The sequence below is a fragment of the Sphingomonas oryzagri genome (assembly GCF_029906645.1).
Lineage (GTDB): Bacteria > Pseudomonadota > Alphaproteobacteria > Sphingomonadales > Sphingomonadaceae > Solisphingomonas > Solisphingomonas oryzagri.
Map to the genome: position 1 here is coordinate 1,957,510 of NZ_JARYGZ010000001.1, position 24,533 is coordinate 1,982,042.

Consider the following 24,533-nt stretch of genomic DNA (forward strand, 5'->3'; position numbering starts at 1 on the left):
GCCCGCCCCGATGGCGTGCGACGGTTACGATCCATCGATCAGCGATAGCTTGCCTTTGCGGTCATCGCGACGGCGCCGTCGCAACGGACCGCGCGGAATTCCTCCGGGCCGCCCTGCAGGACGATCGGCTGGCCGAGAAACAGGGGAGCCTGCGCACGGAAGGAGAAAGCGGCAAGCGCACCGTGACGCGCCGCCAGCCCGGCCAGCCTGGTAGCGGTGAACGGGCCGTGCACCACCAGCGCCGGATATCCTTCGACATCGCGCGCATAGGGCAGGTCATAGTGGATGCGGTGGCCGTTGAACGTCGCCGCCGAGAAGCGGAAGAGATTGACGGCTTCCGGCTGCCAGACCTCGCCGTCCGGCAGGTCCGCCGGCACCGGGAGGGGCGTCGGCGCACCATCTTGCCGATAGACATAATGCTGCCGTTCACGGACGCGTGGCGTGCCGGCCTGGACGATCAGCCGGTCGACCTCGACGAAGACCAGATCACCGGATCGGCCGGACTTGTGGGTCACAGCGGCGACGGTGCTGGTCAGTTCGGCCTCCTCGCCCAACAGCAAAGGTGCCTCGAAGCGAATCTCGGCGGAGGCGAACATGCGGCGCGGCAGGGTGATCGCGGGCAGGAAGCCGCCGCGCCGTGGATGGCCGTCCTCCCCGATCCCGTCATCCGCGGGCGCCGGCAGGAAGAAAGCCCAGTGCGCCAGCGGCGGCGGCCGACGCTCGACATCCGGATCGTCGCCCGCCGCCAGCGCGAACCGGCGGAGGCTCTCCACCTCCAGCCGCTGCACCTGTGTTTCGGTGCGGCCGACGCTCGCCGCCCAATCGGCGAGCACTTCGGGGGCGATCTCGCTCATGCCGCACCTCCCTCACCGATCAACCGACCGAAGCCGCCACCGCCAGGCGTGTCGATCACGAAGACGTCGCCCGCCGCCATCTCGACGCTCTGGGTCGAGCCGATCTGCTCGATTACCCCGTCCGCGCGCCGCACGCTGTTGCGGCCGGGCTGGCCGGGATCGCCGCCATCGAGGCCGAACGGCGGCACGCGGCGGCGGTTGGACAGGATCGTCGCGGTCATCGCCTCGCGGAACCGGATACGGCGGTGCACGCCGTCGCCGCCCCGGTGCCGCCCGGCGCCCCCTGAGCCGTGACGCACGGCGAACGCCTCCAGCAACACCGGATAGCGCCATTCCAAAACCTCAGGATCGGTGATCCGGCTGTTGGTCATGTGGGTGTGGACGGCCGACGTGCCGTCGAAATCCGGCCCAGCCCCGGCACCGCCGCAGATCGTCTCGTAATATTGATGACGGTCGTTGCCGAAGGTGAAGTTGTTCATCGTGCCCTGCGCGGCGGCGAGCATCCCCGTGGCACCGTAGAGCGCGTCGGTGATCACCTGGCTGGTCTCGACATTGCCGGCCACCACCGCCGACGGATAGCTCGGCCGCAGCATCGAATGTTCGGGGATGACGAGGTCGATCGGCTCCAGGCAGCCGTCATTCATCGGGATCGCCTCGTCCACCAGGGTCCGCATCACGTACAGGGTCGCGGCGCGGCAGATCGAGGGCGGCGCGTTGAAGTTGCTCGGCTGCTCGCCGCTGCTGCCCGTGAAATCGACGCGCGCGCGGCGCGCGGCGCGATCGACGGTGAGCGCCACCGAGACGTGCGATCCGTCGTCCAGCTCGTAGCGGAAATGCCCGTCGGCGAGGCGATCGAGCAGGCGACGAACCGCCTCCGCCGCATTGTCCTGCACATGGCGCATGTAGGCGAGCACCACGTCCAGCCCGAAATGGCCGACCATCCTGCCGATCTCCGCCCGGCCCCGTGCGCACGCGGCGATCTGGGCGCGGATGTCGCCGACGTTGCGATCGGGGTCGCGCGCCGGATAGCGGCCGCCGGCCAGCTCAGCGCGAAACTCGGCCTCGCGGAAGCGGCCTTCCTCGACGATCAGGAAGCCGTCGAACAGCACGCCCTCCTCGTCCAGCGAGCGGCTGTCGGGCGGCATCGATCCGGGCGTGCGGCCACCGATATCGGCATGGTGCCCCCGCGCCGCGACGAAGAAGGAGCAGGCACCGTTCTCGTCGAACACCGGCATCACCAGCGTCAGGTCCGGCAGGTGGGTGCCGCCATTATAGGGGTTGTTGATCACATAGGCGTCGCCCGGCTTCAGGCCGCGTCCGGAAGCCTGCGCCGCATCCCGCGCGGCGCGCACGCTGTCGCCCATCGACCCCAGATGCACCGGCATGTGCGGCGCGTTGGCGACCAGCGCCCCGCCGCCATCGAACAGCGCGCAGGAGAAATCGAGCCGCTCCTTGATGTTCACCGAGAAGGCGGTGTTCTGCAGCGCCTGCCCCATCTGCTCGGCGATCGCCATGAACAGATTGTTGAAGATCTCAAGCCGTACCGGATCGAGCGCGGTGCGCCCGTCCGCCTCGTCCTGCCGCTTCTCGACACGCTCCAGCACGATGTCACCGTTGGCATGGCGCGTTCCCGACCAGCCCGGTTCGATGACGATAGTCGCGGTGCTGTCGTAGAGGATCGCCGGGCCGGCCAGCGGCGCATCGACCGGCAACGCCTGCCGTTCGAGGATGCAGGCGTCTCTCGCGCTCCCTCCCATGTAGGCGGAGACCGTACGCGGCGCCCCACCGGCGACTGCGGTGCCGAAGCTCGCATCCGACCGGATGGCCGGCACGATCAACTCGACGGACACCGACTCGACGATCAGCGGCACGTCGGGCGTGGTGAAGGTGAAGCGCTGGCGGTAGAGCGCCTCGAACTCGGCCCGCACCGCCGCCACGTCCGCCTCGGCGACCTCGATCGCGGTGTCGCTGCCGCGATAGCGCACCGACAGCCGCCGCTCGAAGCGGGACCGATCGATGTCGAAGCCATCGGCCTCCACATCGGCGCGGCAGTCATCCTGCAGACGGTCCATCTCGGTCGCCGCCGTGGCCAGCGTGTCCGCATCGAGCGGCGCCTCGATCCCGCGATGGCGCAGGATGCGCTGGTCGGCGAGGCCGATGCCGTAGGCCGAAAGCACGCCGGCCAGCGGGTGCACCATGACATGGCCGATGCCGAGCGCGTCCGCGACCAGGCAGGCATGCTGCCCCGCCGCGCCGCCAAAGCAGGCCAGCACGTAATCGGCGACGTCATGTCCCTGCGCGACCGAGATCTTCTTGATCGCATTGGCCATGCTGTCGACCGCGATGGCGAGGAATCCCTCGGCCAGTTGCTCGGGCGTCTTGGGCGGCAGGCCGACACCCTCGATCTCGCGGGCCAGCGCCGCGAAGCGGGCGCGCACGATCTCCGCATCGAGCGGCTGGTCGCCGTTCGGGCCGAACAGGGCCGGGAAGCAATCAGGCTGGAGCTTGCCCAGCATAACGTTGCAGTCGGTGATGGTGAGCGGCCCGCCACGCCGGTAGCAGGCCGGCCCCGGATCGGCCCCCGCCGATTCCGGGCCGACGCGCAGGCGCGTGCCATCGAAGCGGCAGATGGATCCTCCGCCGGCGGCGATGGTATCGATCGCCATCATCGGCACGCGCAGGCGAACGCCCGCCACCACCGTCTCCAGCGTCCGCTCGAGGGTGCCGGCATAATGCGAGACGTCGGTGGAGGTGCCGCCCATGTCGAACCCGACGACCTTGCCGAAGCCCGCCGCCTTGGCGGTCTCGACCATGCCGACGATGCCGCCGGCCGGGCCGGAGAGGATCGCGTCGCGGCCCCGGAAGGTGCCGGCGCCGATCAACCCGCCGTTCGACTGCATGAAGGCGAGCGGCACGCCATCGCCCAACGCCTCCGCCACCTGCGCGACATAGCGCCCGAGGATGGGCGAGAGATAGGCGTCGACCAGAGTGGTATCGCCCCGGCTCACCACCTTCATCAGCGGGCTGACCCGGTTGCTGACCGAAATCTGGGTGAAGCCGATTTCCGCCGCGATGGCGGCGATCGCCTCCTCGTGATCGGGGAAGCGGTAGCCGTGCATCAACACGATCGCGACGGCCCGGCAGCCATCCGCGAATGCCGCCTCCAGATCGGCGCGCACCTTCACCGCGTCGAGCGGCGTCAGCACCGTGCCCTCGACATCGACGCGCTCCGCCGCCTCGATGATGCAGCGCTCGAGCCGGTCCGGCAGGACGATGTTGCGCTCGAACAGGCGCGGGCGGTTCTGGTAGCCGATGCGCAGCAGATCGCGGAATCCCTCGGTCACGACCAGCGCCACCGCCTCGCCCTGCCGCTCCAGCAGCGCATTGGTGGCGACCGTCGTGCCCATCTTTACGCTCGCCACCCGATCGCCGGGGAGCGGATCGCCCGCCGCCACGCCCAGCAGGTCGCGTATGCCCTGGATCGCCGCATCCTCGTAGCGCTCGGGATGCGAGGAGAGTAGCTTGCGCGTCACCACCTCGCGCTCGGGCGTCAGCGCCACGATGTCGGTGAAGGTGCCGCCGCGGTCGATCCAGAAATGCCAGCCCGCGGTACCACCCTCATCGCTCATCGTCATGATCCGTTCCAGCGCCTGCGCCGACAGTCGCTTCCGATACGGCCGTCGCCGCGATGGCACCCGAGGTCAAGCGCGCTCCGTCCAACCCGATGTATCTGCGCGCGCCTGCACACTATACTGGCGGTATGGCCGCTCCCCGCTCGTTCCTCGCCACCCAAACCAAGCGTGCCCTCGTCCGTCGGGTACGCGCGGTGTTCAATGATCAGGCGCGCGGCGAGAAGCCCGTCCCGCGGAGCGATGAAGCCTTCTATCCCCGCGACTCTGTGATCTGGCGCGTGCATGGCGACGTGACGACAATGATGGTCGGCGGCGTGTCCGCCTTGCTGCTCCAGATGCTCCATCCGGCGGTGCTGGCGGGCGTGTGGGACCACAGCAACTTCCGCACCGACATGCTGGGCCGCCTGCGCCGCACCGCGCGCTTCATCGCTCAGACCACTTTCGGCGCGCGCGATCAGGCCGAAGCCGCAATCGAGACGGTCAAAGAGGTGCATCGCCACGTCCGAGGCACGCTACCCGACGGCACGCCTTATCGCGCGGACGATCCCCATCTGCTTGCCTGGGTCCACGTCACCGAGGCGACCAGCTTCCTCGATGCCTGGCAGCGTTATGGGGCACGAAGGCTGGCGCCGACCGAGGAAGATGCCTATTTCGCCGACTTCGCCCGGATCGCCGAGGCGCTCGGCACCACCCCCGTCCCGCGCAGCCGCATCGAGGCCGAGCACCTGATCGCGGCCATGCGCCCGGAACTCGCGGCAGGCGAGCGTACGCACGAGGTGGCGCGCATCGTGCTGGGCCAAAAGCCTGACCGGATCGGCGCCATGCCCGTTCAGGCACTGACCTTCCAGGCGGCGGTCGATCTGCTTCCCGGCTGGGCGAAGGCGATGCACGGTCTCTCCGGCTCCGGCCTTGCATCACCGCTGATCGATACAGGGACGATGGGCATCGCCCGCACGCTTCGCTGGGCCTTTCGCGACTAGTCGGCCACCCGCACGCGACAGGCGGAGACTTTCCGGCGACCAGCCTCGTTGTAACGCGCTTGCAACAACATTTCAGCGCTATCACCATGCTGTTGCCGGGGCGTTTCCGGAGGAGGCGTGGAGACCTGCCCGGAACGAAGCTGCCCCTGCGCAACGAAGGGGTGATCTATGAAGACGTGGTATATCTGCGCCTCCGCCGCATCCGCGGCACTGGCCTGTGCTCTTGCCCAGCCTTCCCTCGCTCAGTCCGGCGCGCCTGCCGCGCCGACCACGGACGCCGCCGGCGCCGAGGCCTCACCCAATGCCGACATCATCGTCACCGGCTCGCGCATCCGGCACAACGCGCTCGATCAGCCTTCCCCGATCACCTTCGTCGACAAGGCCGATATCGACCGCACCGGCCTGTCCTCCATCGCGGACGTGCTGCAGCGCCTGCCGAGTGCGGGCGGCGGCCTGAACAGCAAGAACAACAGCTCGGGCAATCTCGGCAACCCGCAGGATGGCGGCGGCGTGGGCGCCGGCACCTCCGAGATCAACCTGCGCTACCTGGGATCCAAGCGCACGCTGGTGATGGTCGATTCGATGCGCTTCGTGAACGCCTCGTCCGCATCGGGCGTGCCCGGTTCGGTCGATCTCAACTCGATCCCGCAGGCCGCGATCGAGCGGGTCGAGGTGCTGCAGGACGGTGCTTCCTCGATCTACGGGTCGGACGCGATCTCGGGTGTGGTGAACATCATCACCAAGACCAAGCAGCGCGGCCTCGAAGTCTCGCTCCAGCACGGGCTGTTCAAGGAAGGCGACGGCTTCACGCGCAATTACGACGTCAGCTACGGCTTCGGCATTCCCTCGGCCGGCACCGAAGTGGTTTTCGGCGGCAGCTACACCCAGCAAAAACCGGTGTTCCGCGCCGATCGCAAGTTCGCCCTGTTCTCGCACCCGTTCATCACGTCATGCGACAGCAGCTGCTCGTCGGCGACGCCGCTAGGCCGCTTCATCGTCGGCGATAGCGACCTGACGCTGACCGGGCCGGTCGAAGGACGCCCCAGCCTCACCGACTTCAAGGATTTCACCAATGCGGACCGCTACAACACGGCACCGCTCAACTATCTGCTGACGCCCTACAAACGCTATGCCGCCTTCGCGACAGTCACCCAGCCGCTTGGGGATCACATCAAGTTCAGCAGCAAGTTCTTCTTCAATCGTCGCCAGTCGGCGAACCAGGCGGCGCCGCTGCCGCTGTTCATCGGCCCGGATTCGGGCAACGGCAACCTGCTCGACACGATCACCATCGACGGCAGCAATCCCTACAACCCGTTCGGCACCTTGTACGCCGGCGACGACACACATGCGGCGAACTACAGCTTCGTCGCCCGCCGCCTCGTCGAGAACGGCCCACGCCATTATTCGCAGACGGTGGATACCTATTATGGCTCGGCGACGCTGAGCGGCGACTTCCAGTTCCTCGGCCACGAATGGAACTGGGACGTGAATGGCCTCTATGGCAAGACCAACGCGCGCCAGACCTTCACCGGTAACGTCAACGCCGCGCACGTTCAGCAGGCGCTCGGCCCGATCGCCAACTGCACCGATCCGTGCGTACCGCTCGATCTGTTCGGCGGGGCGGGCACGATCACGCCGGCGATGCTCAACTGGATCGCGTTTACCGAGCATGATCGTTCGATGCAGAAGATCTGGGACGGCACCGCCAATATCACCGGCGGCCTGTTCGATCTGCCCGCCGGCACGGTGAGCGTCGCGCTGGGCTACGAGCACCGCAAGCTGACGGGCAGTTTCACCCCCGACCCGATCATCCAGGCCGGCCTCGGCGCCGATATCCCCGCGCAGGCGACGGCGGGCGGCTACAATGTCGACGAAGTCTATGGCGAGCTTTCGGTGCCGCTGTTGAAGGACAAGCCCTTCTTCAAGCTGCTGAACGCCTCCTTCGCGGCGCGCTATTCGGATTATTCGACGTCCGGATCGAAGGTTACGCTGAAGGGCGGCGGCAACTGGAAGCCGACCGAGGATCTGATGATCCGCGGCACCTACGCGCAGGGCTTCCGCGCGCCGGCGATCGGCGAGTTGTTCGGTTCGCTCTCGCGCTTCGACGCGCCGGTCAACGACCCCTGCAACAACCTGAATTCGCCGGGCTTCAACGCGACGGTGCGACAGAACTGCATCGCCAACGGGGCGCCGTCGACCGGTGCCTACGAGCAGCAGGGCGCGCAGCTGCCGGTGCTGACCGGCGGCAACGAGGCGCTGAAGCCGGAAACCTCGCGAAGCTGGGTCGGCGGCGCGGTCTATTCCGCCTCGTGGGCGCGAGACTGGGCGCGGACGCTGACGCTGGAGGCGAGCTACTTCAACATCCGCATCAAGGATGCGATCGGCGCGGTCGATCCGCAGACCCTGCTCGATCGCTGCGCCAACACCGGCGACGCGCTGGCCTGCGGCGCCATCACCCGCAGCGCGACGGGCCAGGTGACGCGCATCGTCGGCACGCTGCAGAACATATCCAGCGTCAAGACCGACGGCCTGGATCTCAACCTCACCTACCGTTCGCCGACCACCGGCGCCGGCAGCTTCGGCCTCTCCTGGCAGAACACGTTGACGTTCAAATATGACGAGATCTCGCCAACCGCCGACGGCACCAGCACGGTCAAGCGTGCCGGCACCGAACCCGGCACGCAGGCCTATCCCAAATACAAGTCGATCGCGACGATCGACTGGTCGCTGTCCAACGTCACCGTCTCGCTCACCGGGCGCTATATCAGCCGGGTGCACGAGGATGGCGGCACCAACGACGGGCACGAGATGGGCGCGCGTCTCTACGGCGATCTCCAGGTCCTGTGGGACACCAAGCTCGCCAATCGCGACTTCACCTTCGCGGTGGGTGTGAACAACATTGCCGGCACCAATCCGCCGGCCTGCTACAATTGCTCGCTCGCGAACTACGACCCGGCGGTCTACGATCTGCCGAGTCAGTTCTTCTACGCGCGGGTCGGCGTGAAGATGTAGGCGCGCCGCGCATCGCAAAACCCATCCAGGGTCTCCCGGCGGCGTGTCGGGAGGCCCTCCCTTATGCGGCGTTTACCGGACGCAAACCTTGTTTGGATACATGGCGGGCTTCCGTCGATCATCCGGGCTTTGCCATGTACCGTCGATCATCGCTTGGCTTTGCGGTCCTGATGGCCGTCACGTCCTGCGTACCGCCCCAGTCCCTGGCGCCGCATCCGGTGGCCGAGGCCCCGCGCCCCGCGCCCAAGCTCGCGCAGTGGGTGTCGCCCGGCACGATCCTGCCCGCCATGCCCGAAATGCCGGTGGCCCCGCCGCCACTGCCCGGCGCCGCCCCCGCCCTGATCGAAGGCGCGCCCGCCTTCGTGTCCGAGGCGCAAAGCGCAGACGATGCCAGCCGCGCGCTCGATTGCCTCACCGCCGCCGTCTATTACGAGGCGCGCTCGGAATCGGACGATGGCCAGCGTGCGGTCGCGCAGGTGGTGTTGAACCGCGTGCGCAACCCCGCTTTCCCCGGATCGGTCTGCGGCGTGGTCTATCAGGGATCGTACCGATCGACCGGTTGTCAGTTCAGCTTCACCTGCGACGGCTCGCTCGCCCACCGGCGCGAACCCGGATCGTGGGAACATGCCCGCCAGATCGCGGCGGCGGCGCTTGCCGGCGAAGTCTATGCCCCGATCGGCGCGTCGATGTATTACCACACCACCGCCGTGCACCCCTATTGGGAAGACAGCCTGACCCCCGTCACCACGATCGGCGCGCACATCTTCTACCGCTGGAGCAACGCGCTGGATAACAGCTTCGAGTTCCGCCAGCGCTATGCCGGCATCGAGCCGGTCGGCGCCGGCCAGAGCGGCTGGGACGACGCGCGCGCCGTGCTGGTGCGCTACGGCACCACCGAGTCGGCGGGCGTGATGGTCCATCGTGGCGGTGCCAATGCCACCGCCGTCGCTTCGGCGGCCGGCGCGACTGCCATCGATCCGTCGCAGCCCGCCACGCTGGCGACGATCGCCGGCGTCACCATCCACACCGGTGGCGGCATGGCGGACGGCGGCAACGCGCCGGGCGTGAAGCTCCACTATGGCAACGGCACGTCGAAACCGGCCGAGACGCCTACCCCGGCCACCGAGACGGCGCAGGCCGCCCCGGCACCGGAGGCTCCCGACGTTACTTCGCAGGCGAGCGCGGCAGCTCGAGATTGAGGTAGGTCGTCACCAGAGCGGCGCGCAGCGCGTCCTCCTTGGGTTCGACACCGGCGGCGTGGCCGCCCTCGATCGCCTCGTAGTAGAAGAACGGATCGTTGAAATCCTGCAGCCGTGCCGCGAACTTGCGCGCGTGGCCAGGATGCACGCGATCGTCCCGCGTCGAGGTGTAGATGAAGGGCGTCGGATATTTCACGCCCGCCTTCAGGTTCTGGTAGGGCGAATATTTCGAGATGAACGCCCAGTCGGCGGGCACGTCCGGGTTGCCATACTCACCCATCCACGACGCGCCGGCCAGCATGTGCGAGAAGCGCTTCATGTCGGTGAGCGGCGATCCGATCACCGCCGCGCCGAACAGGTCCGGCCGCTGCGTCATCGCCACCGACGCCATCAGGCCGCCGTTGGAACGACCCGAAACGGCGATCCGGCCCTTCTCCGTGATCCCGTTCTTCACCAGATCCTCGGCGACCGCATACAGGTCGTCATAGGCGTTCTGCCTTTTCTCGCGCAGCGCCGCGTCGTGCCATGCGGGGCCATATTCCCCGCCGCCCCGGATATTGGCGAGGACGTAGGCATTGCCCTCTTCCACCCAGTAGAGCGCTGCCGGGCCGGACCTGTAAGGCTCGTTGATCAGGTAGCTCGGCGTCTGCGCCAGCTCGAACCCGCCATAAGCATGCATGTAGGCCGGGACCGGCCCCTTCAGGTCCTTCCGGTGGACGAGGAAATACGGAACTTTGGTGCCGTCCCTCGAGGTCGCGAAATGCTGCTCGACCACCATGTTCGACGCATCGAACTTCGCGGGCAACGACTGCACCGCCACCGGCGTCTCGCCCGGCGTGACGCGATAGAGCGTCGGCGGGGTCAGCATCCCTTCGACCGTGGCGAAGGCCATGTCGCTGTCCGACGCGGTGGCATCGAGATGCACCGTCGATTTGTCGGCGAGCGCGACCGCCTGCCCGCTCCACTGGCCATCGCCGGCACGCCGGAGCGCCAGCAGGCGTCCCGACACGTCGTCGAGCAGTTTCACCCAGACCACGGACTTGCTGGAACCGACCGACTCCACCGCCTGATGCGCGTTGGGCACGAACACCGTCTCGATCGCGGGAGTCTTGCCCGCGAGCAGATCGGGGATCGAATAAGCGACGACGCTGCCCGCCGGATGCCCTTCCCAATCGCTCTTCAGCGTCGCGATCATGCGCCCGTCGAGCACGTCGGCGACATCGGCATCGTCGGGCAGCGGCGACGGCACCAACCGCCCGTCCGGCGCTATATGGCTGAGCTTGTGGTGATAGAAGTCGACGCCGCGCATCAGCACCGGCCAGGTCCGACCGCCATCGACAAAAACGTTGGCGGCCACGGAAACGTCGCTCTTGATTCCCTGACTGACGACGGTGGCGGAGGCGAGCGGCGTACCGCGCTTCCACAGCTTCACGATCCGCGCATAGCCGGAATCGGTCATGCTGCCCGCGCCGAAATCAGTGCCGACATACAGCGCGTCGGGGCCGGCCCAGCTTACTTCGCTCTTGGCCTCGGGCAACGTGAAGCCGCCATCGATGAACGCCGCCTTCGTCATGTCGAACTCGCGCTCGACGACCGCGTCACCGCCACCGTTCGACAGCGCGACCATGCACTTCAAATAGGCCGGCGACAGGCAGGTCGCGCCCTTGAACACCCAGGCCTTGCCCTCCGCCTTGCCGAGCGCACCTACGTCGATCAGCGTGCGCCACTCGGGCTTGCCGGCGGCGAAGGCCGCGATCGGCGAGGCACGCCAGAGGCCCCGCGGATGTTCGGCATCCTGCCAGAAGTTGAGTACCAGCCCGCCCTGCACCCGATCGGGCGCGGCGATCTTCTGCGTGTCCGACAGGAAGGCGAGCGCGCGCGACTGGTATTCGGCGAAATGCGGCTGCTTCTCCAGTGCGGCGAGGGTGCGGGTGTTCCAGGCTTTCACCGTCGCCATCGCCTTGGCACCGTCGACCTGTTCGAGATCGAGATGCGGATCGGCCGCCTCGGCCTTGGGAGCCTGAGCCTGAGCCTGCGCCTGCCCCTGCACCGCCAGCAGCAGCGCCGCCGCCACGCTCCATCCCGTCTTGCCCACCCGCATGTCGCAAATCCTCCACAGCTCAAGCCACAGTGGCGACTGCCATAGCCGGATCATACAGCAAGACGGAAGCGCCGGCGCATGATTGTCGCAAAACTGCGACCGTTCGGACCACGCGACACAGGCTGATCACGGAAACGATGTTTCCCCACTGCGACGCAGCATAAAAATCGGTTCATCTTCGGATTCAGGCGATTCACCGCGCAGCGTGACCTTAGATGCCGAAGATGAAGGGATTTCACCGCTCGAACCGAAAATCCGCCGGACATGCTGCACGCTGACTGTGCCAATCGCGTCACACTCGGCAACGCAATTGACGCAATGCGGAAGAAAAGGCCCCCTGTCGCAAATCTGTCATTTTCAATCCCTAGCGGGCGTGCCTATCGGGCTTGTGGGGCCCGTAAGGGATTCGTTTAAAGGGGGTTGCTTCAACCATGACCATGTCCAAGATCATAGCGCGCGCCTCGGTCTCGGCGCTTGCGCTCACCGCGATCGCGCCGGCTTTCGCCCAGTCGACCGGCCAGCAGCTGTTCGACCAGCCGGAAATCGTCGTCACCGGCGCGCACAACACCAACGGTGTCGGCGGTGTCCGTGTCGAGAATACGTCGAAGGCCCGCGCCGTTCTGACGCAGGAATTCATCAAGCGTCAGATCCCCGGCCAGTCGATCGACGACATCATCAACTACATGCCGGGCGTCAGCTTCCAGAACAACGATCCCTACGGCTCGTCGGGCGGCACGCTCACCATCCACGGTTTCGATGCCAGCCGCATCTCGCAGACCTGGGACGGTGTTCCGCTCAACGACTCCGGCAACTACGCGCTCTATTCCAACCAGCAGCTCGACATGGAGCTGATCTCGGAAGTGAACGTCTCGCTGGGTTCGACCGACATCGACAGCCCGACCGCCGCGGCGTCCGGCTCGACCGTCAACTACGTCACCCGCAACCCCACCGAGGATTTCCACGTCCGCCTCGAAGGCTCGATGGGTCAGTATGACTATATGCGCCTGTTCGGCGTGGTCGACACCGGCACCTTCACGCCCTTCGGCACCCGCGCGTTCATCGCCGCCAGCCGTTCGAGCTACAACAACCCTTATTTCCGCCAGTCCTCGACGGACAAGCTGCAGCTGAACGGCAAGGTCTACCAGCCGATCGGCAGCAACGGGGACTTCGTCTCGGTCGGGGCGAACTTCAACCGCAACATCAACCGCAACTTCTCGTCGGTGCCGCTGCGCGTCGACGGCGTCGATGACGGCAGCCGCGTGGTCGGCTCGGGTTCGGGCAACCGCTTCCCGGTGACGAAGGACGAGCGCGAATACACGATCGCGCCGTGCATCACCCCCGCCGGCGTCAACGGCGCGATCGACACGAACGTCTGCGGCACGCCTGCCTACGACCTGAGCTACAACCCGTCGAAGACCGGCAACGTTCGCATCAACTCCAAGTTCACGCTGGCCGACAACCTGGTCCTGACGGTCGATCCGAGCTGGCAGTTCGTCAGCGCCAATGGCGGCAACGGCGCCGTCAAGGGCTACGAAGGTGTTACCCCCCCCGGTAGCAAGACGGTTCCAGCCGGCCTGACGGGCTATATCGGTGGCAGCCCCTATTTCGGCGGCGTCGATCTGAACGGCGACGGCGACACGCTCGACGCGGTCGAACTGTACGCGCCGAGCCAGACCCGGACCAACCGCTTCGGCCTGATCGCCAACCTGCAGTGGAACATCACGCCGACCCAGACCGTCCGCGTGAACTACAGCTGGGATCACGCCCGTCACCGCCAGACCGGCGAGGTCGCGGCGCTGCAGGCGAACGGCATCACCACCAACCCGTTCCCCTATCATGACCCGCTGCTCGACGCGAACGGCCTGCCGATCGAGAAGCGCAACCGCCTGTCCTACGCCATCCTGAACCAGGTGGCCGGCCAGTATCGCGGCGAGTTCCTCGACAGCAAGCTGGTGGTCAATGCGGGCGTCCGCGCGCCGTTCTTCACCCGCAACCTCGATCAGCGCTGCGTGACCGAGGCCGGCGGCAAGGGCTATATCGACTGCTTCAACGACGCGGCCGATCAGGATGCCTTCCTGGCCGCCAACACGACCGCGACGCCGCCGCAGAAGCGCACCCTGCACTATAACAAGGTGCTTCCGGCCGCAGGCTTCACCTACAACTTCACGCCGCAAATCAGCGCCTTTGGCGACTATTCGAAGGGCCTGCAGGTTCCGGGTACGGACAACCTCTACAATTCCTTCTCCTTCGCCGCGGACAGCGATGCCGCCCACCCGAAGGCGGAGACCACCGACAACTTCAACCTCGGTCTGCGTTTCCGTTCGAGCAAGATCCAGGCGCAGCTGTCCGGCTGGTACACCAACTTCAAGAACCGCCTGGCCTCGTCCTACGATCCCGTTGAAGACATCACGGTCTATCGCAACCTCGGCACCGTGCATAAGTACGGCATCGACGGCAGCATCTCGTACCAGCCGATCCAGCAGATCTCGCTCTATGCGTTCGGTTCGTACCTGAAGTCGAAGATCCTCGACAATGTCGAGGCGACCGCGACCACCGTCTACAACACCGCTGGCAAGCGTGAATCGGGTTCGCCGACCTACACGTTCGGCGCCCGTGCGCAGGGCAATTTCGGCCCGGTCACGCTCGGCATCCAGGCCAAGCGCACCGGCCCGCGCTACGTGAACGATCAGAACATTCCGATCTACAACACGACGCACACCGCGATCCTGTATGGTGCGAAGACCCCGGCCTACACGCTGGTCGACCTTGACGCCCGCGTGTCGCTGAAGGGTATCGGCCTCAACGACGGCACCTACCTGCAGCTGAACGTGACCAACCTGTTCGATAAGCTCTATGTCGGCGGTTTCAGCGGCAACACGTCGGAAACCAGCGTCCCGTACGCCTATATTGGCTCGCCGCGCGCGATCTCGGGCACGGTCAACTTCGCCTTCTGATCTTCGGACGGAAAGCCGGTTACATGGAGGCGGCAGGACGAGTTCCTGCCGCCTCCTTACTTTTTGGTCATGCCCGGCATTTCGGACCTGACATCAGCGTGTAACACCCGCATATGATGCGCGCCGCCAATGTCCGCGATCCGCATCCCCGCCTCCGTGTTCCTCACCGCCTCACTGCTCGCGCTCGCCGCCTGCGGAGGCAAGAAGGACGACAAGCCCAAGCCCGAGCCGGTCGTCGGCGTGATCGTCGCCCAGCCCGGCACCGCCGCAATGGCAACCGAGCTGCCCGGTCGCACCGATGCCTATCAGGTGTCGGACGTGCGCCCCCAGGTGTCCGGCATCATCCTGAAACGCCTCTTCACCGAAGGCGGGATCGTCCATCAGGGCCAGCCGCTCTACCAGATCGACCCTTCGCTCTACCGCGCCGCCGTCGGCCAGGCACAGGGCCAGCTGGCCTCCGCGCAGGCGACCGCCGTCGCGGCGAAGCTCAAGGCGGATCGCTATACCGATCTCGAGAAGATCAACGCCGTCGCCAAGCAGGACGCCGCCGACGCGCGCGCCGCTTCCGGCGAGGCGCAGGCCGCGATCGTCCAGCAGCGCGCCAACCTGCAGACCGCCCAGATCAACCTGCGCTACACCAACGTCAACGCGCCGATCAGCGGGCGGATCAGCCGCTCAAGCGTCACCCCCGGCGCACTGGTCTCGGCGAGCCAGACCGATGCGCTCGCCACGATCACCCAGCTCGATCCGATCTACGTCGACATCCAGCAAAGCTCGACCCAGCTGCTCGCGCTCCGCCAGGCGATCGCCAGGGGCGGCGCGATGCCGGACAAGGCGGCCGTGAAGCTGAAGCTGGAGGATGGCACCGACTATCCGCTCACCGGCACGCTGCAATTTTCCGAAGTCCAGGTCGATACCTCGACCGGCGCGGTGACGCTGCGCGCGCGCTTCCCCAACCCCAACGGCCTGCTGCTGCCGGGCATGTACGTCCGCGCGGTGGTGAGCCAAGCGGTGCAGCGGAACGTCTTCCTGCTGCCCGAGGCGGCGGTGACGCATGACGCCAAGGGCCAGGCCTCCGTGCTGGTGGTCGGCGCCGACGGCAAGGTCGTGTCGAAGCAGGTGACGGATAACGGCCTCAGCAACGGCCAGTGGGTGGTCACCGCCGGCATCACGGCAGGCGACAAGATCATCGTCCAAGGCAGCAGCAAGGCCAAGCCCGGCCTGAAAGTCCGCGCCATGCCGGCCAGCGACAACCCGGCGGTGATCGACCAGAAGCCACAAAACGGAGGCGGCCAGTCCGGAGCGGGCGCGGCGCAATGATCTCGCGCTATTTCATCCAGCGACCCATCTTCGCATGGGTGATCGCGATCGTGATCATGCTCGCCGGCCTGGGCGCACTGACCCGCCTGCCGATCGAACAATATCCGGACATCTCGCCGCCCACGGTCGGCATCAACGCCACCTATCCGGGGGCATCGGCCGAGGTGCTGGAGGATTCAGTCACGCAGGTGATCGAACAGCAGCTGACCGGTCTCGACGGGCTGCTCTACTTCCAATCGACATCCAGCGATGCCGGCACCGTCCAGATCACCGCCACCTTCGCCAACGGCACGGACCCCGACATCGCGCAGGTGCAGGTGCAGAACAAGGTGCAGCAGGCGCTGCCCCGCCTGCCCCAGCAGGTGCAGCAGCAGGGCCTGACCGTCCAGAAGCGCCAACCCGATTACCTGATGATCGTCGGCGCCTACGACAGTTCCGACCAGTCGACCTCCGCCGACGTCGCCGACTTCCTCGTCTCCAAGCTGCAGGATCCGCTCAGCCGCGTGAACGGCGTCGGCGAGGTGGATGCGTTCGGCACCCAATATGCGATGCGCATATGGCTGGACCCGTTCAAGCTGAACGCCCACCAGTTGATGCCGTCCGATGTCACCACCGCGATCGAGGCGCAGAACGTGCAGGTCGGCGCGGGCCTGATCGGCGCGCAGCCGTCCGCGCCGGGGCAGGAACTGAACGCCACCGTTACCGCCCAGTCGCGCCTGACCAACGCGCAGGAATTCCGCGACATCATCCTCAAGACCGAGACGGACGGCTCGGTCGTCCACCTGAGCGACGTCGCGCGTGTCGAACTCGGGCAGGAGCAATATACCTCGATCTCCCGCTACGACGCGCATCCGGCCGCCGGCCTTGCCGTCAGCCTCGCGCCCGGTGCCGATGCGTTGAAGACGGCGGAAGCGGTGCGGGCGAAGGTGCAAAGCCTTTCGAACACCTTTCCGGCGGGCTACAAGATCGCCTACGTCCGCGACAGCACCGACTTCATCAAGCTCTCGGTCGCCGAGGTCGAGAAGACGCTGATCGAGGCGATCATCCTCGTCGTGATCGTCATGTTCGTTTTCCTGCAGAGCTGGCGCGCCACCCTGATCCCGGCGATCGCCGTTCCCGTCGTGCTGCTGGGCACCTTCGGCATCCTGGCGGTGGCCGGCTATTCGGTGAACACGCTGACCCTGTTCGGCATGGTGCTGGCGATCGGCCTGCTCGTCGATGACGCGATCGTGGTGGTCGAGAATGTCGAGCGCATCATGGAGGAGGAGAAACTTTCCCCCTATGACGCCACCGCCAAGTCGATGGAGGAAATCTCCGGCGCGCTGATCGGCATTGCCATGGTGCTGTCCGCGGTGTTCCTGCCGATGGCCTTCTTCGGCGGATCTACCGGCACGATCTACCGGCAGTTCTCGATCACCATCGTCTCCTCGATGGTGCTCTCCGTCATCGTCGCGCTGATCCTGACGCCGGCGCTCACCTCTACGCTGCTGAAGGCGAAGCACGAGCATGACGGCGAGAAGAGCGACAACGTGGTCACCCGTACCGCCGATCGCTTCTTCGCATGGTTCAACCGCACGTTCGACAAGGGCGTCGAGAAATATCAGAGCGGCGTCGCCTACGTGATCGAGCGCACGCGCTGGTTCATGATCGCCTTCGTGGCCGTGGTCGCGGCGCTGGGCTTCCTGTTCATGCGCCTGCCCACCGGCTTCCTGCCGACCGAGGACATCGGCCAGGCGATCGTGCAATATTTCCTGCCCGCCGGTGCCACGCAGGATCGCACCAACAAGGTCAGCCAGTTCGCCGAGAATTACTTCCTGCACAAGGATCCGGACGTGCAGGACATGTTCGCCAACACGGGGCGCAGTTTCTCCGGCACCGGCGACAATACCGGCCAAGCCTTCCTGCTGCTGAAGCCGTGGGACGATCGCAAGGGATCGAAGAACACAGCGCAGGCGGTGGTCGATCGCGCCCAAAAGGCGATGGGCGGCCTTCGCGACGCACGCGTGCTGACGGTTCTGCCGCCCGCCATCCGTGGTCTCGGGCAGACCAACGGCTTCACGCTCGAAATCCAGAACCAGGGCAATCTCAGCCGTGAGGATTTCGCCGCGGCGAAGGACAAGCTCCTCGCCGAGGCCAATCAGGACCCGATGCTCGACGCGGTGCGCCTCGGTTCGCTGGAAGACACGCCACACCTGCATATCGATGTGGACGAAGCCAAGGTAGGCGCGCTGGGCCTCGCTCAAGCCGACGTCAATTCCACCCTCTCGGCAGCGTTCGGCGGCACCTACGTCAACGACTTCATCGATCGTGGCCGCGTGAAGCGCGTCTATATCCAGGGCGACGCGCCCTATCGCGGGTCACCGGAGGATCTGGGCGACTGGCACGTCCGCTCGTCCAACGGCACCATGGCCCCCTTCTCCGCCTTCTCGACGACGAGCTGGACGAAGGCGCCCTCGACGTTGCAGCGCTTCAACGGCGTCTCCTCCTACGAAATCCAGGGGCAGGCCTCGGCGACGAGCAGCTCCGGCGCCGCCATGGACGAGATCCAGAAGCTGGCCGAGCAGATCCCCGGCATCGGAACGAGCTGGTCCGGCCTTTCCTATCAGGAACGGCTGTCGACCGGTCAGGCACCTTATCTCTATGCCCTGTCGATCCTCGTGATCTTCCTGTGCCTCGCCGCACTGTACGAAAGCTGGTCGATCCCGATCTCGGTGCTGATGGTGATCCCCCTCGGCGTGATCGGCGCGGTGCTGGCGGTGCTGGTGCGCGGGCTCAATAACGACATCTATTTCCAGGTCGGCCTGCTCACCACGATCGGCCTATCGGCGAAGAACGCGATCCTGATCGTCGAGTTCGCCGAATTCGCCGAGGAGCGGGGCAAGACGCCGATCGAGGCCGCGCTGGAGGCCGCCAAGCTGCGCCTGCGCCCGATCCTGATGACCAGCCTCGCCTTCGTGGCCGGCGTCATCCCGCTCGCCATCGCGACGGGTGCCGGCGCCGCGAGCCGTGTCGCGATCGGCACGGCGGTGGTCGGCGGCATGATCACCGCGACCAGCCTCGCCATCTTCTTCGTACCGATGTTCTTCGTTCTGGTCCGCTGGCTGTTCACCCGCGGCGGCAAAAAGGGCCATCACGGGGCGGCATCGGAGGCATGAGCGTTACCATTCGGTATGACACCGTAGTCATGTTTGACGCGGGCGATTGCAAAGATTAGCGGGGCGGTTGCAGGAGTGGAATCGCCACCCGGCGGGCGCGGTCGAGGGCCGCGCGGACGTCCGCAAGGATGTCGCGAGATAAACCGGGCGGCGGCAGCCGACCCGCTCCGTCCGCGCCCGCCTTACCGCCTTACGACGGCATAAAGCAGCATCGAGGCGAGGATCACCGCGATCAGTCCGCCGATCTCTGCCGGCTTGCCCAGCGCGATGGCGACAAGCATCGATCCAGCGCCCAGCACCACCCACAGCCCCAGCAGCGGCAATCGCACCGGCGTGCCCGCCTGCGCCACGTCGCGGGCGCGCAGCCGCCATGCAGCAAGGCAGCCCGCGATATAGAGAGCGCAGCTCGCCAGCGCGGCGAGCACCACCAGTTCCTCGAACGTGCCCGTCGTCGCCAGCAGGATACCGATCACCGCATGGGCGATGATGGCGTTGGCGGGCACCTGCCGCTTCGAGAGGCGCGCGAGCGGGGCGGGCAGGAAACCGTCACGCGCGAAGGCGAAGAGCAGGCGCGGCGCACCGAGCAGATCGCTGCCCAGCCAGATCGCCATCGACAGCGCCGTCCCGATCAGCAGCAGCAGGCCAAGGCGCGGATCGATCAGCGCCATCGCATCGGCGAGCGGCGCCTTGGACGCCCCCAGCGCGCCGCCCAGCAACCCCTGCGCGACCCACTGGATCGCCATGTACGCGAGAGTCACGAAGGCCATGGCCGCTACCAGCGCGCGGGGGAGCGTGCGGGCCGGATCGCGCACCTCGCCGCTGGCTCCGAGCGACGTCTCCATGCCCTGAAACGTGAAGAGCGAAATCAAGACCGCGCGGCCGATTCCACCCGCATCGGGCTTCGTGCCCGCCCAAAGATTATGCGGATCGACGAAGAACAGGCCGATGCCGACGAACAGCAGCAACGGCACCAGTTTCACCGTAGCGCCTGCCGCGAGCAGCCGCGAGGCCGTACGCACGCCGAGAAGGTTGATGCCCGCCAGCCCGCCCAGCACGCCGACGATGATCAGCAGGCGTGGCACGGGCCCGGAGAACTGCGGCACCAGCTTGGCCAGGGCGTCGGCCAGCCCCGCCGCGATCCCGCCGGCGGCCAGCACGCAGCCGAGCCAGGTGAGGATGCCGGCGACCAGCCCCACCATCGGCCCGAACGCCTCGCCGACATAGCCATACGGCCCGCCCGAGGTCGGCACGCGGCTCCCGGCTTCCGCGAAGCACAGCACCACGGCCGCCATCGCCAGCGCGCAGAGCAGATAGGCGACGAGCGCGTACGGCCCCGCCGCCCGCGCCATGCCGGCGGGCAGCGAGAAGATGCCCGCCCCGATCACCGCATTCACCGTGGCGGTGGCGAGCGCGTAGGAGCCGATGCCGCGATCCAGCCCCTCGTCGCGCGTCGCCCCGCCACCGGCCATCAGCGACGCTCCGCCACCGTCTTGTCCCGCTCGGCGCGGAATTCGCTATCCTGCGACCAGTTCGGCCATTCGCGCGAATTGGCGAGATCGCGGCCGAGATCGTAGAGCAGCCCGACATCCTGCGCCATGCCGCTGAGATCCCAATCGGCCGACCATTCGTCCGCCGGCTGGTGATATTTGTCGCGCGTATAGGCCTTGGCCAGCGCGTCGCCGCGCGCGACCCCGCCATTCACCAGATCGCGGCCCGAGCCGAAGCTGATCGCCGGCACGCCGCGCTTGGCCATCGAGAAATGGTCCGACCGGTAGAAACCGCCCGCCTCGACGCGCGGATCAGGCGTGTAGGTGCGGCCCCTGGCGGCACCTTCCTTGATCAGGTCGTCGAGCAGGCCGAGCTTGGCGGTGCCCGAAATGGTGAAGTCCTTGGCGGGGCCAGAGACGGAGAGCGCGTCCATGTTGATTACCCCCGCCGTGGTGGCCAGCGGATAGACCGGGTCGGACGCATAATATTCGGAGCCGAGCAGCCCCTTCTCCTCTGCCGTCACCGCCATGAACACCAGGCTGCGATCGGTGCGCGGCAGCGAGGCGAAGGCACGCGCCAGCTCCAGCAGCGCCGCCTGCCCGGTGCCGTTGTCCACCGCGCCGTTATAGATACGATCGCCCTTCGCATCGGGCGCGCCGACGCCGAGATGGTCCCAGTGCGCGGTGTACATCACCGTCTCGTTCGGGTGGCCCTTGCCGGTCAGCCGCGCCAGCACGTTGTGCGAGATGATGGTGGAAACGTTGGCGGCATAATGCGCGCTCATCGTCGCCTTCAGTTCGACCGGCTTGAAGTCACGCGTCTGCGCCTGCTTCTTCAGCGCCTCGAAATCGAGACCGGAGGCCTGGAACAGCTTCACCGCCAGATCGCGCTGGATCCACGCCTCCATCGGCGTGTGGCTGGCGCGCGGGTTCTTGCGGACGATGTCGAACTGGGTGTTGGTGTTGCTGTTCTTCACGGTCGCCCAGCCGTAGGAGGCGGGATCGGTCTCGTGGATCACGATCACGCCCGCTGCGCCCTGTCGCGCGCCCTCCTCATACTTGTAGGTCCAGCGGCCATAATAGGTCATCGCCTTGCCGCCGAAATCGCCCTGTCCGGTTTCGTAATCCGGATCATTGACCAGCACGACCATGATCTTGCCGTGGAGATCGACGCCCTTGAAATCGTCCCACTTACGCTCGGGCGCCTTCACCCCGTAGCCGACGAAGACGAGCGGCGCCTTGTCGAGCGCGACCGATTTCTCGCCGTCCATCGGCGCGCGGATCGCGATCTCATTGCCTTGCGTCAACGGTGTCCTGATGCCGGCTATATCCATCGAAACGTCCGGCTGGCCGGCGATTTCGGATCGGAGCAACGGCACGTCCTGCGTCCAGCCGCGCCTGCCGTTCTTCAGCGGGCCGCCCGGCTCCAGCCCGGCCGCCTGGAATTGCTGCTCCAGATAGTCCACCGTCTTGGTTTCGCCCGCCGTGGCCGGTCCCCGTCCCTCGAACGCGTCCGATGACAGGATGCGGATATGGCCGGACAGACGCTGCGGCGAGAAAACCGGCTCGGTCGGCGTGACGGCGATCGCCGACGCAGGAATGGTGGTGGCAAGCAGACAGGCGAGCAACGAACGCATCGACAAACCCCTTATTCTGGAGCTGCGAACCTATCCGCCGTGCCGCAAAAGGAAAGCCCGCGCCGGATAAGCCATGGCGATTGCCGGGGCGCACCGTCCCCGCACGGGTGATGCGTCCGCCGATGCTACTTCTCGTGGGAAATGCCTGGATGCCCCGCGAGGATTCGAACCTCGATTAACGGAGTCAGAGTCCGGAGTCTTACCTTTAGACGACGGGGCACCAACGGCAGGCGGGCCATCTAGATTCGTGCGGGCGTGCTGTCAACGGCGGATGGCCTTGCGGCGAACGGTTCTCACCTATACCTTCTCTCTCAAGCAGCGGCGGGATCATCCGCCGGGACATGTATGAGGATGAAGCGGCCGATGGCGCACGATGCCGCCAGCGTCAGGCCGCGCGCCGGGCAAAGGCCCGGCTCGCAGGGCCGTAAGCCCCCGCCACCGAGGCGGGACAGTGATCGACGCACCTATGCGGCGCTCGATCTGGGGACCAACAATTGCCGTCTGCTGATCGCGCGGCCCTCCCCCGAGGGTTTCACGATCATCGACGCCTTTTCGCGAATCGTGCGGCTGGGCGAGGGCCTCGCCACGTCCGGGCGGCTGTCCGACGCGGCGATCGAGCGCGCCATCGCGGCACTGTCGATCTGCGCGGACAAGCTGAAGCGCCGGCACGTGACGCTGGTCCGCTCGGTCGCGACCGAGGCCTGCCGCCGCGCCGATAACGGCCGCGACTTCGTCGAGCGCGTCTGGGCCGAGACCGGCATCCGGCTCGACGTGATCGGTCCGGGCGAGGAAGCGCGGCTCGCAGTGCTCGGCTGCCAGGCATTGTTGCCGGCGGGCGAAGGTCCCGCTTTGATCTTCGATATCGGCGGCGGATCGACCGAGCTGGTGCTGTGCGAAACCATCGAGGACGGCACCTGCCGTATCCTCGACTGGTTTTCCGCGCCGTGGGGCGTCGTGTCGCTCACCGAGGCGGAGGGCGGCAAGCGCAGCGACGACGCGGCGCAGGCGCTCGCCGCCTATCACCGGATGAAGTCTCGCGTCGCGGGTGCCTTCGCCGATTTCGCGGCGACGCTGCCCAAGCCGGAGATTGCGCCGCGCCTGCTTGGCACGTCGGGCACGGTGACGACGCTCGCCAGCCTGCATCTCGGCCTGCCCGCTTACGACCGGCGCGCGGTGGATGGGCTTGTCGTTCCGGCCGAGGCGATGCGCGACATCAGCACGCGGCTTTCCGGCATGACGGTGGCGGAGCGTTCAACCGTCCCCTGCATCGGCAACGAGCGGGCCGATCTGGTGGTGGCGGGCTGCGCGATCCTGGAGGCGATCCTCGACATCTGGCCGGCGGATCGCCTCGGCGTCGCCGATCGCGGCATCCGCGAGGGCATCTTGCGTTCGCTGATCGCGCGCGACGCGCATATCCGCTAGGGGGCCGGGCATGACGACGAAACGTACCGGCTCTGGCCTCCGCCAGCGGGTCAAGACCGCGCGGAACCGCACCGCCGCATCCACCCGCTGGCTCGAGCGCCAGCTGAACGATCCTTATGTGCAGCGGGCGCGGGCCGAGGGCTATCGCAGCCGCGCCGCCTACAAGCTGATCGAGCTGGACGAGCGCTTCGGTTTCCTGAAAGGCGCCCAGAGGGTAGTCGATCTCGGCATCGCGCCGGGCGGCTGGACGCAGGTGGTGCGCAAGATGTGCCCCAAGGCGAAGGTGGCGGGGATCGACCTGCTGCCGGTCGATCCGATCGAGGAGGTCACCATCTTCCAGATGGATTTCCTCGACGACGACGCCCCGCGCCTGCTGGACGAGGCGCTGGGTGGGCTTGCGGACCTGGTGCTGAGCGACATGGCGGCGAACACCGTCGGCCACCAGCAGACCGACCACCTGCGCACCATGGCGCTGGTCGAAGCCGGCGCGCTGTTCGCGACCGAGGTGCTGCGCAAGGGTGGCACCTTCGTCGCCAAGGTGCTCGCGGGCGGCGCGGACAATGCGCTGGTGGCGGAACTGAAGCGTAATTTCACGACGGTGAAGCATGCCAAGCCGCCGGCGAGCCGCAAGGAATCGAGCGAGTGGTACGTGGTGGCGCAGGGCTTCAAGGGGCGGGCTGAGCCCGAATGACCCGTTCGTCCTGAGCGAAGTCGAAGGACGGGCAGCGAGCGCAGCATCTGAGGCCCGCACTTCGACTTCGCTCAGTGCGAACGGGGTGG

13 protein-coding genes and 1 tRNA gene are annotated in these 24,533 nt (G+C 66.8%); 8 read left to right on the plus strand and 6 right to left on the minus strand.

Annotation, left to right across the window (positions count from 1 at the left end; genetic code table 11):
* Positions 1-38 precede the first annotated feature (38 nt).
* Positions 39-854 carry an FAS1-like dehydratase domain-containing protein gene (locus QGN17_RS09625; RefSeq protein WP_281044259.1) on the minus strand — a complete coding sequence of 272 codons (816 nt, stop codon included), beginning with the start codon at positions 852-854 and terminating at the stop codon, positions 39-41.
* Entirely contained in the window at positions 851-4,483 is a 3,633-nt protein-coding gene (locus QGN17_RS09630; protein ID WP_390902691.1) for a hydantoinase B/oxoprolinase family protein, read from the minus strand. Before QGN17_RS09630 ends, QGN17_RS09625 begins: the two co-directional genes overlap by 4 nt.
* A 131-nt stretch (positions 4,484-4,614) precedes the next feature.
* On the opposite strand from QGN17_RS09630, the gene QGN17_RS09635 reads away from it, so the two are divergent.
* The 3 genes from QGN17_RS09635 to QGN17_RS09645 all read left to right on the plus strand — a co-directional run bounded on the left by QGN17_RS09635 (position 4,615) and on the right by QGN17_RS09645 (position 9,677).
* The gene (locus QGN17_RS09635) at positions 4,615-5,466 is read left to right on the plus strand and encodes an oxygenase MpaB family protein (RefSeq protein ID WP_281044261.1); all 852 of its coding nucleotides are present in this window, start codon (positions 4,615-4,617) and stop codon (positions 5,464-5,466) included.
* A gap of 168 nt (positions 5,467-5,634) precedes the next feature.
* Positions 5,635-8,478, plus strand: a complete 2,844-nt coding sequence (locus QGN17_RS09640) for a TonB-dependent receptor domain-containing protein (protein WP_281044262.1) — start codon at positions 5,635-5,637, stop codon at positions 8,476-8,478.
* 170 nt (positions 8,479-8,648) lie between these two features.
* Entirely contained in the window at positions 8,649-9,677 is a 1,029-nt protein-coding gene (locus tag QGN17_RS09645; protein WP_281044263.1) for a cell wall hydrolase, read from the plus strand.
* Here QGN17_RS09645 and QGN17_RS09650 read toward each other — a convergent pair.
* Complete coding sequence (locus QGN17_RS09650) at positions 9,643-11,778, minus strand: prolyl oligopeptidase family serine peptidase (protein WP_281044264.1); 2,136 nt, start codon at positions 11,776-11,778, stop codon at positions 9,643-9,645. The two genes, QGN17_RS09645 and QGN17_RS09650, sit on opposite strands and share 35 nt — an antisense overlap.
* Positions 11,779-12,209: 431 nt before the next feature.
* On the opposite strand from QGN17_RS09650, the gene QGN17_RS09655 reads away from it, so the two are divergent.
* From QGN17_RS09655 to QGN17_RS09665, 3 genes are all read left to right on the plus strand, one after another.
* Positions 12,210-14,732 (plus strand): TonB-dependent receptor, encoded by a 2,523-nt coding sequence (locus QGN17_RS09655; RefSeq protein WP_281044265.1) that lies wholly within the window; start codon positions 12,210-12,212, stop codon positions 14,730-14,732.
* Between the two features lie 129 nt (positions 14,733-14,861).
* Entirely contained in the window at positions 14,862-16,052 is a 1,191-nt protein-coding gene (locus QGN17_RS09660; RefSeq protein WP_281044266.1) for an efflux RND transporter periplasmic adaptor subunit, read from the plus strand.
* Entirely contained in the window at positions 16,049-19,207 is a 3,159-nt protein-coding gene (locus QGN17_RS09665) for an efflux RND transporter permease subunit (protein ID WP_281044267.1), read from the plus strand. The genes QGN17_RS09660 and QGN17_RS09665 overlap by 4 nt, the downstream gene beginning before the upstream one ends.
* A 182-nt stretch (positions 19,208-19,389) precedes the next feature.
* On the opposite strand, the gene QGN17_RS09670 is transcribed toward QGN17_RS09665, so the two are convergent.
* The 3 genes from QGN17_RS09670 to QGN17_RS09680 all read right to left on the minus strand — a co-directional run bounded on the left by QGN17_RS09670 (position 19,390) and on the right by QGN17_RS09680 (position 22,551).
* Positions 19,390-20,676, minus strand: coding sequence for an APC family permease (locus QGN17_RS09670; RefSeq protein ID WP_281044268.1), 1,287 nt, complete (start codon positions 20,674-20,676; stop codon positions 19,390-19,392).
* On the minus strand, positions 20,676-22,331 hold the full coding sequence (locus QGN17_RS09675) for a M28 family metallopeptidase (protein WP_281044269.1): 1,656 nt from the start codon (positions 22,329-22,331) through the stop codon (positions 20,676-20,678). Before QGN17_RS09675 ends, QGN17_RS09670 begins: the two co-directional genes overlap by 1 nt.
* Before the next feature lie 146 nt (positions 22,332-22,477).
* A tRNA-Gln gene (locus QGN17_RS09680) sits at positions 22,478-22,551 on the minus strand.
* A gap of 143 nt (positions 22,552-22,694) precedes the next feature.
* Here QGN17_RS09680 and QGN17_RS09685 point away from each other — a divergent pair.
* Both QGN17_RS09685 and QGN17_RS09690 read left to right on the plus strand, forming a co-directional pair.
* A complete protein-coding gene (locus QGN17_RS09685) occupies positions 22,695-23,753 on the plus strand; it encodes a Ppx/GppA phosphatase family protein (RefSeq protein ID WP_281044270.1) in 1,059 nt (352 codons plus the stop codon).
* A 10-nt stretch (positions 23,754-23,763) separates the two neighbouring features.
* Positions 23,764-24,444 (plus strand): RlmE family RNA methyltransferase, encoded by a 681-nt coding sequence (locus QGN17_RS09690; protein ID WP_281044271.1) that lies wholly within the window; start codon positions 23,764-23,766, stop codon positions 24,442-24,444.
* Positions 24,445-24,533: the final 89 nt, after the last annotated feature.

Bases quoted from the DNA above. Each gene is read 5' to 3' on its own strand.
- QGN17_RS09635 (WP_281044261.1), top strand. From the start codon at position 4,615: ATGGCCGCTCCCCGCTCGTTCCTCGCCACCCAAACCAAGCGTGCCCTC.
- QGN17_RS09665 (WP_281044267.1), top strand. From the start codon at position 16,049: ATGATCTCGCGCTATTTCATCCAGCGACCCATCTTCGCATGGGTGATC.
- QGN17_RS09660 (WP_281044266.1), top strand. From the start codon at position 14,862: ATGTCCGCGATCCGCATCCCCGCCTCCGTGTTCCTCACCGCCTCACTG.
- QGN17_RS09640 (WP_281044262.1), top strand. From the start codon at position 5,635: ATGAAGACGTGGTATATCTGCGCCTCCGCCGCATCCGCGGCACTGGCC.
- QGN17_RS09675 (WP_281044269.1), bottom strand. From the start codon at position 22,331: ATGCGTTCGTTGCTCGCCTGTCTGCTTGCCACCACCATTCCTGCGTCG.
- QGN17_RS09685 (WP_281044270.1), top strand. From the start codon at position 22,695: ATGGCGCACGATGCCGCCAGCGTCAGGCCGCGCGCCGGGCAAAGGCCC.
- QGN17_RS09690 (WP_281044271.1), top strand. From the start codon at position 23,764: ATGACGACGAAACGTACCGGCTCTGGCCTCCGCCAGCGGGTCAAGACC.
- QGN17_RS09645 (WP_281044263.1), top strand. From the start codon at position 8,649: ATGGCCGTCACGTCCTGCGTACCGCCCCAGTCCCTGGCGCCGCATCCG.
- QGN17_RS09625 (WP_281044259.1), bottom strand. From the start codon at position 854: ATGAGCGAGATCGCCCCCGAAGTGCTCGCCGATTGGGCGGCGAGCGTC.
- QGN17_RS09670 (WP_281044268.1), bottom strand. From the start codon at position 20,676: ATGGCCGGTGGCGGGGCGACGCGCGACGAGGGGCTGGATCGCGGCATC.
- QGN17_RS09630 (WP_390902691.1), bottom strand. From the start codon at position 4,483: ATGAGCGATGAGGGTGGTACCGCGGGCTGGCATTTCTGGATCGACCGC.
- QGN17_RS09655 (WP_281044265.1), top strand. From the start codon at position 12,210: ATGACCATGTCCAAGATCATAGCGCGCGCCTCGGTCTCGGCGCTTGCG.
- QGN17_RS09650 (WP_281044264.1), bottom strand. From the start codon at position 11,778: ATGCGGGTGGGCAAGACGGGATGGAGCGTGGCGGCGGCGCTGCTGCTG.